General features: G+C 67.7%; 12 protein-coding genes. 8 read left to right on the top strand and 4 right to left on the bottom strand.

The annotated features are described in order from the left end of the window. Window positions 1-7: 7 nt before the first annotated feature. On the top strand, window positions 8-490 hold the full coding sequence (folK, locus tag NMB40_RS15040; protein ID WP_494358940.1) for a 2-amino-4-hydroxy-6-hydroxymethyldihydropteridine diphosphokinase: 483 nt from the start codon (window positions 8-10) through the stop codon (window positions 488-490). Window positions 491-502: 12 nt separating this feature from the next. Here the strand turns inward: folK and NMB40_RS15035 are convergent, their stop codons facing one another. Beyond that, window positions 503-1,240 (bottom strand): pteridine reductase, encoded by a 738-nt coding sequence (locus tag NMB40_RS15035; protein ID WP_448143576.1) that lies wholly within the window; start codon window positions 1,238-1,240, stop codon window positions 503-505. A 55-nt stretch (window positions 1,241-1,295) separates the two neighbouring features. Between NMB40_RS15035 and NMB40_RS15030 the strand changes: the two genes are divergently transcribed. Both NMB40_RS15030 and NMB40_RS15025 read left to right on the top strand, forming a co-directional pair. Then, entirely contained in the window at window positions 1,296-2,480 is a 1,185-nt protein-coding gene (locus NMB40_RS15030; protein WP_448143575.1) for a class I SAM-dependent methyltransferase, read from the top strand. Window position 2,481: 1 nt separating this feature from the next. Continuing rightward, window positions 2,482-2,871, top strand: coding sequence for a VanZ family protein (locus NMB40_RS15025; protein WP_494358939.1), 390 nt, complete (start codon window positions 2,482-2,484; stop codon window positions 2,869-2,871). A gap of 40 nt (window positions 2,872-2,911) precedes the next feature. On the opposite strand, the gene NMB40_RS15020 is transcribed toward NMB40_RS15025, so the two are convergent. The 3 genes from NMB40_RS15020 to NMB40_RS15010 all read right to left on the bottom strand — a co-directional run bounded on the left by NMB40_RS15020 (window position 2,912) and on the right by NMB40_RS15010 (window position 9,037). Next, window positions 2,912-5,248 (bottom strand): family 20 glycosylhydrolase, encoded by a 2,337-nt coding sequence (locus tag NMB40_RS15020; RefSeq protein WP_494358938.1) that lies wholly within the window; start codon window positions 5,246-5,248, stop codon window positions 2,912-2,914. A 91-nt stretch (window positions 5,249-5,339) separates the two neighbouring features. Then, window positions 5,340-8,003 (bottom strand): TonB-dependent receptor, encoded by a 2,664-nt coding sequence (locus NMB40_RS15015; RefSeq protein WP_494358937.1) that lies wholly within the window; start codon window positions 8,001-8,003, stop codon window positions 5,340-5,342. Between the two features lie 62 nt (window positions 8,004-8,065). Then, a complete protein-coding gene (locus NMB40_RS15010; protein ID WP_494361086.1) occupies window positions 8,066-9,037 on the bottom strand; it encodes a glucokinase family protein in 972 nt (323 codons plus the stop codon). Window positions 9,038-9,450: 413 nt separating this feature from the next. Here NMB40_RS15010 and NMB40_RS15005 point away from each other — a divergent pair, with 413 nt between their 5' ends. From NMB40_RS15005 to NMB40_RS14985, 5 genes are read left to right on the top strand one after another with little or no spacing between them, the layout of a single operon-like run. Next, window positions 9,451-10,743, top strand: coding sequence for a sugar MFS transporter (locus NMB40_RS15005; protein ID WP_282244310.1), 1,293 nt, complete (start codon window positions 9,451-9,453; stop codon window positions 10,741-10,743). Between the two features lie 42 nt (window positions 10,744-10,785). Continuing rightward, window positions 10,786-11,853 (top strand): LacI family DNA-binding transcriptional regulator, encoded by a 1,068-nt coding sequence (locus NMB40_RS15000; protein WP_068854805.1) that lies wholly within the window; start codon window positions 10,786-10,788, stop codon window positions 11,851-11,853. Window positions 11,854-11,860: 7 nt separating this feature from the next. Beyond that, window positions 11,861-12,889 (top strand): SIS domain-containing protein, encoded by a 1,029-nt coding sequence (locus NMB40_RS14995; protein ID WP_068854024.1) that lies wholly within the window; start codon window positions 11,861-11,863, stop codon window positions 12,887-12,889. Further along, a complete protein-coding gene (gene nagA / locus NMB40_RS14990; protein ID WP_448143570.1) occupies window positions 12,889-14,037 on the top strand; it encodes an N-acetylglucosamine-6-phosphate deacetylase in 1,149 nt (382 codons plus the stop codon). Before NMB40_RS14995 ends, nagA begins: the two co-directional genes overlap by 1 nt. Beyond that, entirely contained in the window at window positions 14,034-15,101 is a 1,068-nt protein-coding gene (locus tag NMB40_RS14985) for an acyltransferase family protein (protein ID WP_494358936.1), read from the top strand. The genes nagA and NMB40_RS14985 overlap by 4 nt, the downstream gene beginning before the upstream one ends. Window positions 15,102-15,155 lie beyond the last annotated feature (54 nt).

The raw sequence follows: 15,155 nt of genomic DNA, 5'->3' as shown, positions 1-15,155 counted from the left end.
GAATACCATGACCACTGTGCTCCTGAGCCTGGGCAGCAACCTGCAACCGCAGCAGCATCTTCACGCTGCGGTGGCCGCGCTGCGCGGGCGTTTCGGCGATATCCGGGTCTCCCCGGCCTACCGCACCGCCGCCGTGGGCTTCGACGGCCCGGCCTTCCTCAACAACGCGGTGGCGATCGAGACCGACGAGCCGCTGGAGGCCCTGGACCAGTGGCTGCATGACGTGGAAGACGCCCATGGGCGGGACCGCAGCGGGCCGCGTTTCAGCGACCGTACGCTGGACATCGACGTGGTGTTCTACGGCGACCTGATCGTGGAAGGGCCGGGGCACCTGCGGATTCCGCGCCCGGAGCTGAAGCATGCCTTCGTGCTCAAGCCGCTGGCGGATATCGCGCCGGACTTCATCGACCCGGTCAGCGGCCTGGACCTGGCCACGTTGTGGCGGGCGCACCGGCAGTTCGACGACGCATTCGAGGTGGTCGAGCTGTGACGACGCCAGCAATCACGTCAACTGCCGGCCGCCATCCACCCGCAACGTGTGCCCGGTCACGAACGGGGCGTCGTTGACCAACCAGTACACCGCCTCGGCGATCTCCTCCACCGTGCCGGTGCGGCCCAGCGGGGTCCGCGCCAGCAGCGCCTGCTGGGCGAAATCATCCTTGCCCTGCTCGGGCCACAGGATCGCGCCCGGCGCCACGGCATTGACCCGGACCTTCGGCGCCAGTTCCAGCGCCAGCGAACGGGTGATCATTTCCAGCGCGGCCTTGGCTGCGGCGTAGACCGGGTGGTCGCGCATCGGCTGGGTGCCGTGCAGGTCGGTGAGGTTGACGATGCAGCCCTGGTGGCGGCGCAGCTGCGGCGCGGCGGCCTGGGCCAGCAGCAGCGGCGCGCGGGCGTTCACCGCGAACAGGTCGTCCCACTGGTCGGCGGTGATCTGGCCGAGCAGGGTGGGGTAGAAGTTGGAGGCGTTGTTGACCAGCGCATCCAGCCGCCCGAACTGGGCCACGGTCTGTTCCACCAGGTCCGGCAGGGCCTGCGCGTCGCGCAGGTCGGCCTGCAGGGCCAGCACGCTGCCAGGGCGCAGCATGTCCAGGTCGAAGGCCATCTGCTGCAGCTCGGCGGTGGAGGTGTGCGCATGCAGCACCACCGACCAGCCGCACGAATGGAACTGGCGGGCAATGGCCGCGCCGATCCGGCGCGCACTGCCGGTGATCAGCACGACGGGTGTGGTGGCGGTCATCGGGGCTCCTTCCTGCTCGGCTATGCTGTGCATTGTCACCGCAATCGCCCGCACCATGCATTCTTCCCTGCCCACGCCCGATGCCGACGCCCTGGCCCACAGCGACGAACTGGCCGCCGCCCTGCGCGCGGAAATCCTTGCCAACGGCGGCGCCATGCCGTTTGCCCGGTTCATGGAACTGAGCCTGTATGCGCCAGGCTGGGGCTATTACAGCGCCGGCGCCAGCAAGTTCGGTGCGGATGGCGATTTCACCACCGCCCCGGAGCTGGGCCCGCTGTTCACCGCCACCCTGGCCAACGCCATCGCCCCGGTGATGCAGCAGCTGGGCCCGCAGGCACGCTTCCTGGAACTGGGTGGCGGCAGCGGCGCATTCGCCGAGATCCTGCTCAAGCGCATGCTGGAACTGGATGCGCTGCCGGAGCGCTACGCGATCCTGGAACCCAGCGCGGACCTGCGCGAGCGCCAGCGCGAGCGCCTGGAAAAGGCGCTGGTGCCGCCGCTGTTCGCCCTGGTGGAATGGCTGGACGGCCCGTTCGACGATGACTGGGACGGCGTGGTGTTCGCCAACGAAGTGATCGACGCCCTGCCGACCCCGCGCTTCCTTGCGCGCGACGGCATGGTCTATGAGGAAACCGTGGAGCTGGATGCCGACGGACGCTTCATCCGCGGCGCGCAGCCGGCCGATGCCATGCTGACCTCGGCCGTGCGGCACCTGGAGCGCTACCGGGAAAAGCCGTTCGCCGATGGCTATCGCTCCGAGCTGCTGCCGCACCTGCCGTACTGGATCCAGGCGGTGGCTGGCGGGCTGAAGCGCGGCGCGATGCTGTTCGTCGATTATGGCTACCCGCGCAACGAGTACTACCGCGATGACCGCGACGACGGCACCGTGCGCGCCTTCTACCGCCACCACGTGCACAACGACGTGTTCCTGTGGCCGGGCCTGCAGGACCTGACCGCGTCGGTGGATTTCACCGCGCTGGCCGAGGCCGGCACGCATGCCGGTTTCGAGCTGGCCGGCTACTGCACCCAGTCCAGCTTCCTGCTCGGCAATGGCCTGGATGGGTTGCTGGCCATGGCCGAGGAACGTGCCGACGAGATCGGCAAGCTGCGCCTGCGCGATCAGGTCAAGAAGCTCACCCTGCCCAGCGAGATGGGCGAGCGCTTCCAGGTGATGGGCTTCCAGCGCGACGTGGATTTCGACCCGGCGTTCCTGCTGGGCGACCTGACCTGGCGGCTCTGAGATGACCGCAGCCGGAATGCTGAAGCCGCTGCGCTTCCCGCGCGTGTGGCTGGGCCTGTGGTGGCTGGCGATCGTGGTCACGATCGTGGTCTGCCTGATCCCGCCACCGCCGCTGGCATTGCCGCAGAACAGCGACAAGGTCGAGCATTTCCTGGCGTACTTCCTGCTGGCCTCGGCGGCGGTGCAGATCTACCGCACGCGCGCGGCGCTGCTGTGGGCCGGCGCCGGGCTGGTGCTGCTGGGCGTGGGCATTGAATTCCTGCAGGGCGCACTGACCACCGACCGCATGGCCGACCCGATGGATGCGCTGGCCAACAGCGTCGGCGTGGTGGCAGGCATGGCGGTGGCCTTCACGCCGCTGCGCGATCTGCTCATTCGGATGAAAGGCTGATCCACTGCGGTGCCGGCCATGGGCCGGCACCGCTGCGTCATCAACGCGGTACCAGCTCCAGCGTGTCCAGCACCCACATGGTGGGCCGGGTGTCACCGGTGAAGCGCACGCACAGGTCCTGGCGGCCCTTCAGCGAACGCGGCACGGCCGCTTCCAGCGTGATGAAGCCATCGGCACCGGGCGTGGCCGGCAACGGCACGCTGGCCAACGGCTTGCCATCGCACTGCGCGTTGAGGATGTCCATCTCGCCGTGTGCGCTGCGCGCCGGCACGAAGCGCCGCTGCGGCTCGTCGTGGGCCAGCTGGAAGTAATACGGAATCTGCCCCGCGCGTACCCGCAGCTTCGCAATGCCCTCCACATCCGCGCCTTCCCACAGCCAGCACGGGTTGAAGATGTTCACGTTGAAGATCGCGCGCTGGCCGTCGGCCGGGCCATCGTCCTCCAGCCGCAGCAGCAGCTTGCCTTCGCCCGGACACATCGCCAGATGCTCGTCGGTGCGGCTCAGCAGCGACTGCGCGGTGATGTCGAAGCGGCTCGCCGCCTTGGCCAGTGCCTGCCCATTGAAGAAGGTCGCGGCCTGTACACCCACCGGCAGCGGCCGGGTCAGCGGCGCGTCGTAGCGCGGCGACTGCGCGGTGACCGCGCTGCCATCCACGCTGTAGCGGATTTCATAGTTGAGCGGGTTGCGCAGGGCCAGGGTGGCGGTGCCGGCCTTGCGGTCGTTGGTGACATCGGCTTCCACTTCGAACGGCGTCTGCGCATACGCGATGCCTATCGCCTGCCAGCGCTGCAGCTGCGAGGGCAGCCGGGCCAGGAAATCGGCGAAGTTGCGGCGGTCACGCGGCGTCCAGCCGGTTTCGGCCACCGCGGCAAGGCGCGGGAACACGTTGTGGTGCAGCCGGGCGACGCTGCGGGTGTGCTCGGTGAACATGTTGGCCTGCAGGCCGAGGATGTGCTGCTCCTTGTCCCTGGCCAAGGCATCCGGCACCGGCTCGAAGCCATACACGCGGGCCAGCGGGGTGGTCAGCGGTCGGCCTGGCGGCTCGTTCTCCGAGTTGGTCTGCAGGTAGTCCATGTACATGTCGGTGACCGGCGACATCACCACGTCGTGGCCTTCGCTGGCGGCCTTGAGGCCACCCTCGGTACCGCGCCAGGACATCACCGTGGCTTCCGGCGGCAGGCCGCCTTCGAGGATTTCATCCCACCCGATCAGGCGGCGGTCGTGCTGCTCCAGGAACGTCTCCAGGCGCTTGATCAGGTGCGCCTGCATTTCATTTTCAGTGCCCGCGCCCACCTCGCGCATGCGTTCCTGCACGCGCGGGCTGGCCTCCCACTGGTCCTTGACTGCTTCGTCGCCGCCGACGTGGACGTACTTGGCGGGGAACAGTTCGATGACCTCTTCAAGCACGTTCTCCAGGAACTGGAACGTGCTCTCCTCGGTGTTGAACAGGTTCGGGAACACGCCCCATTCGCTCAGCGGCTGCAGTGGCGTATCGATCGTGCCGAGTTCGGGGTAGGCGGCAATGGCGGCCGTGGCATGGCCTGGCACGTCTATTTCCGGAATCACCTGGATGTGGCGCGCGGCGGCGTAGGCGATCACCTCGCGGATCTGGTCCTGCGTGTAGAAACCGCAGTAGGGTCGCGGCGCGCCGGTGGCCGGATCGCGGCCGCCATCGCCGGCCGGGATGCGGCAGCTGCCGACACCGGTCAGTTTCGGGTAGCGCTTGATCTCCATGCGCCAGCCCTGGTCATCGGTGAGATGCCAATGGAAGGTGTTGAGCTTCTGTTCGGCCATCGCGTCGAGCACGCGCTTGATCTCGTCCAGGCTCTGGAAGTGGCGCGCCGAATCGAGCATCAGCCCGCGCCAGCTGAAACGCGGCGCATCGTCGATCTTCAGTGCCGGCACGACACCGTCGCTGCCGCCCGTGAGCAGCTGCGACAGGGTGGCCGCGCCATAGAACAGGCCCGCTTCGGTGGCGGCCTGCACGGTCACGCCGCGCGCATCGCTGCGCAGCTGGTAACCCTCGGCACCGGTCTTCAGGGTAGCGTCGAGCACGAAGCGGATACCGTCATTGCCGCGTGCGCTGGCCACGACCAGGGTCGGACCGCCGCTGTGCTGCAGCTGGGTCGCGAACAGGCCGGCCACGCGCTGGGCGGCCGCGCCCTGCGCGCGCAGCGCGGTCGTGGAAGTGACGGTGTAGCCCGCGCCCTCAAGGCGTTGCAGCTGGGCGGGGGCGGGAATCAGCGGCAACGAGCCGGGCAGGGCGCGCGGGCCATCGGGGGCCTGGGCATCGGTGGCATGTGCCAGCGGGGCCAGCGAGAGCGCCAGGGCCAGCGGCAGCAGCGACAGCGAGGTACGACGGGTGCGGGTGTGCATCGGGTCATTCCTTTGGTGCGGGTTAAAAAAAACGGGCCCGGATGTCCGGGCCCGTTTCAGGTGTACAGCTTTACCACATGGCGCGGAGCTATCAGTACTTGAAGCGGAAGTTCAGGTAGTACTGGCGACCGTTGGAGTAGAACGAGGTCGGGATGGCCGCGCTCTGGTAGTACTTGTAGGTCGGGTTGTTGAGGTTCAGGCCGTCCAGGGTGATGCTCAGCCAGTCGGTGGCCTTGTAGCTCAGCGAGGCCGACAGCGTGCCGAAATCATCCTGGTAGTACGGGTTGGCGCCGGACAGGCTGATCAGGAACGAGGAACGGCGGGTGTAGGTGACGCGTGCGCCGAAGGTGTCGTTCTCGAAGTAGGCACCCACGTTGTAGGTGTTCTTCGAGGTGCCCAGCAGGTTGTGGCTGCCGTCGGCCCAGGTGTGCGCCGAGCTGCCGTTGGCGTAGGTGTAGTTGGCGGTGAAGCCGAAGTTGTCGCCGATCGGCTGTTCGTAGGCCGCTTCCACGCCGGTGACCTTGCCGTCGGCGTTGATCGGGGTGGACACCGCGTAGGTTTCAAGCTGGTTGGTCAGCTCGCTGTAGAGCTGCTTGTTGACCACGTCGAAGGCGATGTAGTCCTTCATGTCCATGTGGTACGCGCCCAGCGACAGCAGGCCGCGCGGCATGAAGTACCACTCGAGGTTGGCGTCCAGGTTGGTCGACAGGGTCGGCTTCAGGTTCGGGTTGCCGCCGCCGCCGGTGCGGTTCAGGTCCGAACCCCACGCCGAGGCACCCAGCGCCGAGTAGTCCGGCAGGGTCTGGGTCTGCGACGCGGCCACGCGCAGCACCAGGTCCTTGTCCAGGTCGAACTTGATGTTGGCGCTCGGCAGTACGCGGTCGTGCTTGTTCTCGAAGGCTTGGCGCTGCCACATGCCGAACAGGCTGCTCACATCGGCGCGTGCCGGGTCGGACACTGCCAGGAAGGTGTCGATGTCCTGCTTGATGTTGACGTAGCGCAGGCCGATGTTGCCGCTCCACCAGTCACCGGTGAAGTTGGCCTGCACGTAGCCGGCGAAGTTCTTTTCCTTCACCTTCCACTCGGCGCCGTAATTGTGGCGGCCGGTCGGGCCGTCATTGTTGGACAGCCAGGTGGAGTTGTTGAGGATGGCGGTCTGCAGCGCGTCCGGCGTGTAGTACCAGATATCGCGCGGGAAGGTGCCGCCGATGCCGCTGGCGAAGTTGCTCGGGTACTGGCCGGTGGCGCTGCCCTGCAGGGCCGACCAGATGTCGCCCGGGCTGGCGCCTTCCGGCGACAGCGCTTCACGCTCGTGGTCGGCGAAGCGAACGCCGAAGTCGATCGAGCTCAGCGCGCCGCCGTTGGTGAAGTACTGGTTGAAGTCCAGCGAGGCCCAGTTCTCTTCGTCCTCGGCCTTGACCAGCTGGTTGCCCCAGGTGCCGAAGCTGCTCACGCCGCTCGGGCTGATGTCGCCGCCCACGCTCCAGTCGGCCGGGGAACCGGCGCCATGGGTGGCCCAGCTGGCGCCGCCGCCTTGGCCCAGGGTGACTTCGGCGATGAACTGGCGCGGGGTCTCGCCGGTGCCCTTGGTGGTACCGGCCTGGAACTTGGCGGTCAGGTTGTCGTTGATCGCCCAGTCGGCATCGAAGGTGACGTAGCTGGTCTTGGCCGTCGCCTCGCGGTAGATCATGTCGTACACGGCGTAGTTGGTGCCCGGCACGCCTGCGTAGGTGGCGTTGGTGAGCACGCCGTCGGTGACGGTGTAGCCCGGGTTCGGCGCCTGGCTCTTGGCGAAGTTGCCGCCCCACAGCATGAAGTTGCGGTTGTAGTTGTTCGCTTCCAGCTCGGAGGAGAAGCCGCTCAGGCCCAGGGTCAGGCTGTCGATCGGCTTCCACTGCAGGGTGACCAGGCCGCCCTTGCGCTCACGGGTCTGTTCGAACAGGGTCGAACCCAGCAGGCCCGGCACGCTCACGCCGATCAGGTCCGGGTTGGTCGCGGCGACCGGATCGGTGGCCGAGATCTTGGTGAAGCCACCCGGGATTTCCTGCGCTTCGCGGCGCAGTTCGCGCTTCTGGTAGAAGCCCTGCACCAGCACGCCGAAGGTGCTGTCGGCATTCTTGTAGTTGAACAGGCCCGAGAACTGCGGGTCGTTGGAGTCGGCCTGGTCCGAACGCACCACGCCCAGCGACGCTTCGGCGCTCAGCTGCTTGGAGAACTGCAGCGGGGTGCGGGTGATGATGTTGACCGTACCGGTGGTGCCGCCGTCCTGCAGCTTGGCCTGCGAGGACTTGTTCACTTCCACCGAGCTGACCAGTTCGGAAGGCAGCAGCGAGTAGCTGACGCTGCGGCCGACGTTGTTGCCCTGGCTGAGCACGAACCAGTCGGCCGAGCCGACGGTGTGGCCGTTGATCAGGGTCTGGGTGAGGCTGGGGCTGGTGCCGCGCAGGCTGACGCGGTCGGCTTCGTCGAAGCCGCCTTCGTCGGCGCTGGACGAGCTGATGTTCACGCCCGGCAGGCGCTGCAGGGTATCGGCCACGTTGTGCGCCGGCAGCTTGCCGACGTCTTCGGCGGTCACCACTTCCAGGCGTGCATTGGCTTCACGCTTGGTGTCGAGGGATTTCTCCATCGAACCACGGATACCGGTGACGGTCACGGTGTCCAGGTCGGTGGGGGACGGCTGTGCATCCTGGGCGTGGGCGCCGAAGGCGATACAGCTGAAAATGGCTGCCGAAAGCAGGCTCTTGCGGTGGTTCATGATGTCTCTCCTCATCAATCGTTGGTGCGCCAGCGACGGCGTGCGGTTTGCGATGCGTGCGTTCAAGCGTCCGTGCGGCCGAGGTACCAGCTTGCGGCGCCGATGACGCCCAGCTGCCCGTGCTCGACCACCTTCACGGGTATGCGTTCCAGCGCCTCGCGCATCGGTCCCTTGTTGAGGTACCGGGACACGAAGGTGCTGTTCAACAGGAATTCGCGGATCTGCGGCAGGATCCCGCCGGCCAGGTACACGCCACCGTGGGCGCCGTACTGCAGCGCCATGTCACCGATGGTGCTGCCGAGCAGGCCGCAGAACACATCCAGGCTCTGGCGGGCCAGCGGGTCCTGGTTGCTGACGGCGGCCGCAGTGATCGCATCGGGCGTGGCCAGCACGGCCGGCTGGCCTTCGATCGCGCACAGGGCGCGGTAGAGATTCATCAGGCCCGGGCCGGACAGCGCATGTTCGACCGAGACGTGCGCCAGCTCGCGCTGCATCTGCCGCACGATCGCCATTTCCAGTTCGGTGCTCACCGCCAGCGTCGGCTGGCCGGCTTCGGTGGCCAGCACCACCGCACCGTGCGCGGTCGGGATCCACAGCGCCGCACCCAGCCCGGTGCCCGGGCCGACCACCAGGGTCGGGCCGCGCGGCGCGGTAGCCGGGCCGGTCAGCTGCAGCACGCCGCTGGCATCGACCTGCGCGGCGGCGTAGGCCACGGCTTCGAAGTCGTTGACGATGTACACCGTTTCCAGGCCCAGGTCGGCCTCGATCTGGCGCGCCGACAGCGGCCACGGCACGTTGGCGGTGATCACCGTGCCGTCTTCGCGGGCATAGCCGGCAGTGGCCACCACGCAGTGCGCGGGGCGCTCACCGTCGGCGATGAAGGCCTGCAGGATGGCACTCAGGCCGGCGTAGTCGGCATTGCGGAACTTGCGGTATTCGAGCAGCTGGACCGGATGGGCCGGATCCTGGCTGACCTGTACACGGGCCACGCGGACATGCGTGCCGCCCACGTCGGCGGCCAGGAACGGCGGCATCGCGGCGGGGACATGGGCCGGTACGGCGTGGGCGGCTGCGGTCACACGGGCTCCCTTGGGATACGTACGGCCAGGTCTGGACCCGGCGATTGAGCGGAGTCTGTAATCGTTCTGACAACGATGTCAACGACAACCTGACACTTTCGATGCTGCGCCGCAGCGACCTGCGTCACAAGAAAACGTTTTCAGTCCACTCCCGTCAAGATTTCGTAAAGCCGTTGCAATCAGGGGCTGTGTGAAGGTGCGGCGGGGCATTGCGGGGTTTCTGTGCAACTGCAGCATGCCGTTTTCCGGGAGTTGCGCGGAAACCAATTGTTGACAAAGGCGGGTGGCCCATCGAATAAATGTGACAACGTTGTTCCCAGCCACTCTTCCGACGCCGCCCGCGCGCCGTCGATGCAGGAGCCTTCCAGATGTCCGCAGTGCCTGCTGCTACCGCGCGTTCGAGCGTGGCCACCTCGATCCTCATCATCGGGGTGCTGTTCTTCCTGATCGGCTTCTTCACCTGGCTCAACGGCCCGCTGATCACCTTCGTCAAACTGGCCTTCGAACTGGACGAGGTCGGCGCCTTCCTGGTGCTGATGGTGTTCTACCTGTCTTACTTCTTCCTGGCGCTGCCGGCCTCGTGGATCCTCAAGCGCACCGGCATGAAGAAAGGCCTGAGCCTGAGCCTGCTGGTGATGGCCGCCGGTGCGGTGGTGTTCGCGCACTTCGCGCAGCAGCGCTGGTACCCCGGCGCGCTCAGCGGCCTGTTCATCATCGGCAGCGGCCTGGCCCTGCTGCAGACGGCGGTGAATCCGTACATCAGCATCCTGGGCCCGATCGAAACGGCCGCGCGGCGCATCGCGCTGATGGGCATCTGCAACAAGATTGCCGGCATGATCGCCCCGTTCCTGATCGGCACCCTGGTGCTGCACGGCATCGGCGACCTGTCCGAGCAGGTGGCCAGCGCCGACCCGGTGACCCGCAACGCGCTGCTGGATACCTTCGCGGCCAAGATCCAGATGCCGTACATGGCCATGGCCGGCCTGCTGGTGGTGCTGGCGGTGGGCGTGCTGTTCTCGCCACTGCCGGAAATCAAGACTGCCGAAGCCAACGCAACCCCGGCGCGTGCGCCCGGCCTGGCCGAACGCAGCAGCATCTTCCAGTTCCCGCACCTGTGGCTGGGCGTGCTGTGCCTGTTCGTGTACGTGGGCGTGGAAGTGATGGCCGGTGATGCCATCGGCACCTACGGGCACGGGTTCGGCCTGCCGCTGGACCAGACCAAGCTGTTCACCTCCATCACCCTGTTCGCGATGCTGGTGGGCTACCTGGCCGGCCTGGCGCTGATTCCGCACCTGGTCTCGCAGTCGCGCTACCTGAGCATCTCGGCCAGCCTGGGCGTGTTGTTCTGCATCGGTGCGCTGTTCACCCATGGCTACGTCTCGGTCGGCTTCGTGGCCGCGCTGGGCTTTGCCAACGCCATGATGTGGCCGGCGATCTTCCCGCTGGCGATCCGGGGCCTGGGCCGCTTCACCGAAACCGGCTCGGCGCTGCTGGTGATGGCCATCGCCGGTGGCGCGATCATCCCGCAGGCGTTCGCCGTGCTGAAGCAGCATTTCGACTTCCAGTGGGTGTTCGCGGGCCTGATGGTGCCGTGCTACCTGTACATCCTGTTCTACTCCCTGCACGGCCACCGGGTCGGGCTGCCCCGCGACGGGCAGTGATCGGCGATCATGGACGCCCAACCGGTGAGCCAGGAAAAGAGCATGCGTAGAGCGACCATCAAGGATGTCGCCGAACGGGCCAAGGTGTCGTTGAAGACCGTTTCGCGGGTCATCAACAACGAACCGTCGGTCATGCAGGCCACGCGCGCGCGCGTGCTGCGCGCCATTGCCGAACTCGACTACGAGCCCGATCCCGCCGCACGCAACCTGCGTACCGGCACCACGCTGGTGATCGGGCTGGTCTACGACAACCCCAACCCGTACCACATCATCGGCGTGCAGAACGGCGTGCTGGCCGCCTGCCGCGAGACCGGCTTCGGGCTGCAGATCCACCCCTGCGATTCCAGTTCGCCGATGCTCGCCGAAGAGCTCGCCGACTGGGTGCAGCGTTCGCGCCTGGCCGGGCTGGTACTGACCGCGCCGATGTCCGAACGCCGCGACCTGGTCGCCGCGCTGACCGCGCGGGGCATCAAGCTGGTCCGCATCATCGCCGCCACCGCCGATCCACAGGATGGCGCGTGCGTGTTCGTGGACGACCGCGAGGCCGCCTACGAAATCACCGAGCACCTGATCCAGCTTGGCCACCAGCGCATCGGCTTCCTCTGGGGCGGTTCCTCGCACCGTTCCAGCGGCGAACGCCATGCCGGTTATGAAGCCGCGCTGCGCGACTACGGCATGACCGTGGACAAGCACCTGGTGGTGCAGGGCGATTACACCTTCGACGACGGCTTCCGTGGCGCGCGCCGCCTGCTGGCGCTGCGCGAACCGCCTACCGCGATCTTCGGTTCCAACGATGAAATCGCCGCCGGCGTGCTCGCCGCGGCCAAGTCGGCCGGCATGAACGTGCCTTACGACCTCTCCATTGCCGGCTTCGAGGACAGCCCCTTCTCGCGCCAGTCCTGGCCGCCGCTGACCACCGCCAAGCAGGCCACCGAAGACATCGCGCGGCATGCCGCGCGCCTGTTGATCGCGCAGCTGCGCAGCGATGCGTACGACGATGCACCGCTGCAGCTGCAGAACCAGGGCTTCGTACCGCAGCTGGTCGTGCGCGGTTCCACCGCGCCGATGCGGCCGGTCGGCACGCGGCCCCCCACCCCTGAAACCACCTGAGTCCCGCATGTCCCTGCCAGCCCCGCACGACACCCTGATGTTCCGCGAAGCCGCCGAAGCGGCCGACGTGATCGCCGCGCAGTTCGCGCGCAACGAAGCGACGGTGCAGACGCTGGCCGCGACCCTGCGCGCGGCGCCGCCGCCGTTCGTGGTGACCTGCGCACGCGGCAGCTCCGACCACGCCGCCACCTACGCCAAGTACCTGCTGGAGACCAAGCTCGGCCTGGTCACTGCCTCGGCCTCGCCGTCGGTGGGTTCGGTGTACGAATCCCCGCTGCAGCTGCGCGGCGCGCTGTACATCGTCATTTCGCAGTCCGGCAAGAGCCCGGACCTGCTGCGCAACGCCGAAGCCGCGCGCGCGGCTGGCGCGCGCGTGGTTGCGCTGGTCAACGTGGAAGATTCGCCGCTGGCGCAGCTGGCCGAAACCGTGATTCCGCTGGGTGCCGGCGCCGAACGCAGCGTGGCGGCCACCAAGAGCTACCTCGCATCGCTGTCGGCGATCCTGCAGCTGGTGGCGTACTGGAGCCAGGATGCCGGACTGATCGCCTCGCTGCGCACGCTGCCCGACGCACTGCGCCAGGCCTGGAACAGCGACTGGTCCGCACTGACCGATGGCCTGGTGCCGGCGCACAACCTGTTCGTGGTCGGCCGTGGCCTGGGCCTGGGCGCCGCGCAGGAAGCGGCGCTGAAGTTCAAGGAAACCTGCGGCCTGCACGCCGAAGCCTACAGCTCAGCCGAGGTCAAGCACGGGCCGATGGCGCTGGTGGGCCCGGGGTTCCCGGTGCTGGCCTTCGCCCAGCCCGATGAAACCGGCGCGGGCACCCGTGCGGTGGCCGCCGAATTCGCCGCGCGTGACGCGCAGGTCTGGCTGGCCGCACCGGATGGCGACCTGCCGCTGCCGCAGGCACCGCACCCGGCCTGCGCACCGCTGCTGACCGTGCAGGCGTTCTACAAGGCCATCAACGCGCTGGCACTGCGTCGCGGCCACAATCCCGACCTGCCGCCGCACCTGAACAAGGTCACGGAGACCGTCTGATGAAGACCGTCCTGCGCAATGCCCGCATCCTCACCGCCGACGGCTTCCGCGATGACCTCGCGGTGGTGATCGAAGCCGGGCGCATCACCGCGCTGGTGTCCGACGCCGCGCCGCAGCTGGGCAGTGCGGCCGAGCAGGTGGACCTGGGCGGTGGCTGGCTGCTGCCCGGGTTCATCGATGCGCAGGTCAATGGTGGTGGTGGCGTGCTGTTCAACAACACGCCCGACGTGGAGAGCCTGCGCACGCTGGCCGCCGCGCACCGCCGCTTCGGTACCACCGCGCTGCTGCCGACGCTGATCAGCGACGATGTGCAGGTGATGCGCAAGGCGATCGACGCGACCCGCCAGGCCATTGCCGACGGCGTGCCCGGGGTGATCGGCATCCACCTGGAAGGGCCGTACATCGCACCGGCACGCAAGGGCACGCACGATGCCAACAAGTTCCGCGTGCCCGATGCCGACGAGATCGCCATGGCGGCCTCGCTCGACAATGGCGTGACCCTGCTGACCCTGGCCCCGGAGCGGGTGCCGCTGGACAGCATCCGCGCGCTGGTCGAACGCGGCGTGATCGTGGCCGCCGGGCACACCGCGGCAACGTATGAGGAAGCACGCGCAGGGCTGGATGCCGGCATCCGCGGCTTTACCCATCTATACAACGCGATGTCACCGCTGACCGGGCGTGAACCCGGCGCCGTGGGCGCGGCACTGGAAGATCGCGGCAGCTGGGTCGGCATCATCGCCGACGGCGTGCACGTGCACCCGGCCAGCCTGCGCGTGGCGCTGGCGACCAAGCCGCAGGGCAAGGTCATGCTGGTCACCGATGCGATGCCGCCGGTGGGTGCCGACAACCCCAGCTACGAACTCTATGGCGAAGTGATCACCGCCGTGGATGGGGTGGTGCGCAATGCGGCCGGTTCGCTCGCCGGTTCGGCGCTGGACATGGCCACGGCCGTGCGCAATACGGTGCAGCTGTTGGGCCTGTCGCTGGAGGAGGCCGCGCGGATGGCGTCGCGCTATCCGGCGCAGTTCCTCAACGTCGATGATCGCCTGGGTGAGATCGCCGAAGGCTACCAGGCCGACCTGGTGCTGCTCGACGAGGCGCTGCAGGTGCGCGCCACCTGGATTGCCGGCCAGCGCGAGGACGCATGAGCATTCCATCCTCCTCGCGCATGGGCTCCATCGATGCCCTGCGCGGGCTGACCGTGGCCGCCATGCTGCTGGTCAACAACCCTGGCGACTGGGGCCATGTGTACGCGCCGCTGCTGCATGCGGACTGGCATGGCTTCACGCCGACCGATCTGATTTTCCCGCTGTTCCTGTTCATTGCCGGCGTCTCGATGGCCTTCAGCCTGGTGCCACGCGCCACTGATCCCGACCTGCGCCCGGCGCTGGGCCGTACGCTGCTGCAACGTGCGCTGCGCATCCTTGTCGCTGGCGCGCTGCTGCACGTGCTGGCGTGGTGGCTGTTCGAGCTGCCGGCCTACCGGCTGTGGGGCGTGCTGCAGCGGATCGCGCTGTGCGTGGCGGTGGTCGGCCTGCTGGCCATCCACACCCGGCAACGCACGCAGTGGGCGGTATTGGGCGGCCTGTTGCTGGGCTATGCGGCGTTGCTGCTGGGAGCCGATACGCTGGAGCCGTGGCTCAACCCGGTCAGTCGCGTCGATACCGCGCTGTTCGCACCGTTTGTCTACAAGTACGACGCCATCACCAGGCTCGGGCATGACCCGGAAGGCCTGCTCAGCAGCGCCGGTGCCATCGCCACCACATTGCTGGGGCTGATTGCCGGGCGCTGGCTGCGTGCCGGCAGCCTGGGCGCGCTGGCGGGATTGGGGCTGGTACTGCTGGGCGGCGGCCTGTTGCTGGCACCGGTGCTGCCGTTCAACAAGAACCTGTGGACGCCCAGCTACGTGCTGTGGACCGGTGGCCTGTCGATCATGGCGCTGCTGCTTGCGCATTTTCTCGTTGACCGCCATCGCTGGCCTGCAGTGGGCCGCCGTTTCGGCGTCAACGCGATTGCCGCCTACCTGGGTTCGTCGGTGATGGCGCTGGTACTGATCGCCAGTGGCGCCTGGGCGGCGTGTTACGCCGCGCTGCTGCAGCGGTTGCCTTCGATGCCGGAACTCGCGTCGCTGCTGTGCGCGGTGGGCTTCGTCCTGGCCTGGTGGGTGGTCGCCTGGGTACTGGATGCGCGACGGATCTACCTCAAGATCTGACCCCTCACGGTTTCTATACCCGGCCATCACATCCTGGACAGTAAGACTACGCGC

It is taken from the genome of Stenotrophomonas sp. FBCC-B152, assembly GCF_059134105.1.
The sequence above is the reverse complement of the archived record's forward strand: the minus strand, read 5'-3'. Positions and strand labels throughout refer to the sequence as shown.